Source organism: Faecalibacterium sp. AF27-11BH, assembly GCF_003603005.1.
Lineage (GTDB): Bacteria > Bacillota > Clostridia > Oscillospirales > Ruminococcaceae > Faecalibacterium > Faecalibacterium taiwanense.
Window position 1 is genome coordinate 1 of sequence record NZ_QVGS01000030.1, and the last position, 2532, is coordinate 2532.

Annotated in this window: 2 protein-coding genes; both read right to left on the reverse strand. The window is 54.3% G+C overall.

The window, feature by feature from the left end:
- Positions 1-68 precede the first annotated feature (68 nt).
- Positions 69-1334, reverse strand: a complete 1266-nt coding sequence (locus tag DWY76_RS13690) for a plasmid recombination protein (protein WP_120081604.1) — start codon at positions 1332-1334, stop codon at positions 69-71.
- Positions 1335-1801: 467 nt separating this feature from the next.
- The coding region (locus DWY76_RS13695) for a DUF5906 domain-containing protein (RefSeq protein WP_243112066.1) at positions 1802-2532 on the reverse strand (731 nt) is incomplete at its 5' end.

Sequence of the window (2532 nt, forward strand, 5' to 3'; positions counted from 1 at the left end):
GATTGCTTCATCCGGGTAGCCGGATTTGTTCGACTTCTTCTTTTTGTTCAAATGGTATCCTCCGAAAATCAAAGTTCCATATCTTGCCCACGCTTACGGTTTTGCTGCGGCACATTCATGGTGTGCTCCTGCTTGGGGGCAAGAATCTTTTCCAGAAAGCCACGCACCAGTTCGGGCGCACGGTGGAGAGCATCCAGATAGGGTTTCACGTCGTACCACAGGTCGTGGTACTTGTTGCTCCAACGAACGGCCTCCTTCTTGGCGGTGGAAAGTTCTTCTTTCAAGCGGCGGTTCTCCACGTCCATCATATAGCCGTGGTCGGCTTGCTTTTTCAGCTTGGAAAATTCTTCTTCGGTCAGCGAGTAGTTGCCGAGGAAGGTGCGCTTGCCGATATAATCCAGATCACGCGCATGAATGAGGGCTTCTTTCGTGAGCGTGGTCTTTTTCTGCACAGCGGCAAGTTCCTTCTCCTTTTTGGAGAGGGTCTGACTGGTTTTGGCAAGCGACTGCGCCTTTTGGTCGGCTTGGGCGGTCAGGGCGTCCAGCCGTTCCTGCTCTCGCTGGACTTTGAACTGGGTGACGGTCAGGTGTTCTTCGGTGCTGCCACGCTCACCGCGCTCTACATCCGTGTACCCGGCATTGCGCATATAGTTGAAGAAATCGTCTTGCAGGACACTGTACGACTTCTTCAAGACTGGCTTGCCGTTCTTTTGCAGGACAGGCTTTCCGGCATCGTCCAGCAGGGGCTTGGATGCCCACTTCTTGCTCCGGCTGACCTGCATGACAGTCTCCTTGACTGTGCCGACCAGTGCCTTGTCCTTGCAGCGTTTCGACCAGAGGATCTGCTTTTCCACCACAGGCACATAGACCACATGGAGATGATAGTGGTAGACTTCACGGCCTAATGCTTCGGTCATGGCACGGTTGATCTCATCGGCATGCATGACAGCCGAGAGGATATACTGTTCACCGCCTACGATTTGGATAGCAGCTTTGTAGGCATCTGCATAGAACTGCTTGGCGAACTCGTAGCCGCCGTGGTTGTCAAAGTAGGCCGAGTTGACATCAAAGACAAGCTCGCAGTAATGGGTGGCATCCGGCTTCAAGCCGCGCGTTGAAATCGTGCCAGCGGTTTCCAGTTGGGAGAACAGGTCGGTGTAGCTGGCGGTTGGCTTTTTGAAGTGGATGTTCCATGCAGTGCGCTGGGGGATGATGTCGGGGTTCCGGTAGCTGTCCTTTTCGCGCTCGTTGTGCTGCTGAGTGTTACCAACGGCCTTGTCCGAAACGGCGAGATTTCGAACACTGGTGCGGTCAATGCCATCATTTCTTGCCAAAGGGCATCCCTCCTTTCAAGGTTTATCGAGAGGTGATGGGGAACGAAGATGCACTTCTTCGGAAGTGTAATAACCCACTATAACACTTTCATCCCCATGGGCTGCAAAGTGTAGTGGGCTCTTCGAGGACTCTCCGAGGGGGAACGTCTCCTGCGGGAGAGTTAATCAAGTTCACGTTTGCGAAGCAATGAAAGCCCCAGTGGGGCTTTTAAGTGACCGAACGGTCTTGCGCCAGCAAGATGGAGGGGCCTCGCCCCGACAAGTTCGCACAATGCGAACTTGATTGCTCCGTACGCATCTGAAAAAATTGCGTACGGACTTCAAATAACCCGTACGGTCTGTACGGCGTACGGAAATCTAAAATAAAAACGATAACACGTTTTAATTTGCTTCGATTCGCCGTACAGGTGCGTACAAGTACAGACCGTACAGGTTGTACGAACTTCTTCCGTAAAAAAATGCACTTTTTACGGACAGGGGTGGACAAGCGGCTCAATGCCCACGAAACCCCGCACCCTGCGGCCACCGGGCAGATAGATGTTGTTGGTGGCTTCAAGGTTATAGCGGCGGTCGTTCTGGCGCAGTTCGGCGCTGAAACGGATCGCCGATACGCTGTGGCAGGCGTTGTCCTCGCACCACTGCTTATAAATGTCGTAGAACTCCTTGGAGCTGATGGAGTAGTCCGCCTTGAAGCGGAAGTAGCCCTCGGACTCCATGAAGTCGATGACATTGTTGCTGCTACGCTTGATGGTGTCCACGTTGGCAGCGGCTCGTTCGCTGACCGTGAAACGGAAATCGTTCTGCACCAGCCGGTGCAGCCCTTCCAGACACCAGAGCAGGATGCCCTCCAACTCGGCGCACATCTTCTCCACAAGGAAGGGGTCATCCGTGCGGTCGGCAGGCTTGTCCTTAGTGGTCAGGATAAGCTGGCGGCGAAAGAAACCGTCCGAATGGTCGTACAGTGAGGTCAGCGCACCGTTGCCGAAGCAGAGGAACCGGGCGTAGATGTCCCGCTGGTAGCTCTGGACACCTTTGCGCTCCAAGTCCAACTTGGCCTCGGCGGTCACGATGGTCTTGATATAGTTGGTCTTGGGCAGGGCGTTCATGTCCATGTCATCGTCGATCATCAGCAGGCGGCGTTCCAAATCGGCACGGGCAAAGCGGTTGTTCTCCACTTTCTGGACGCTGCCGTTGCTGG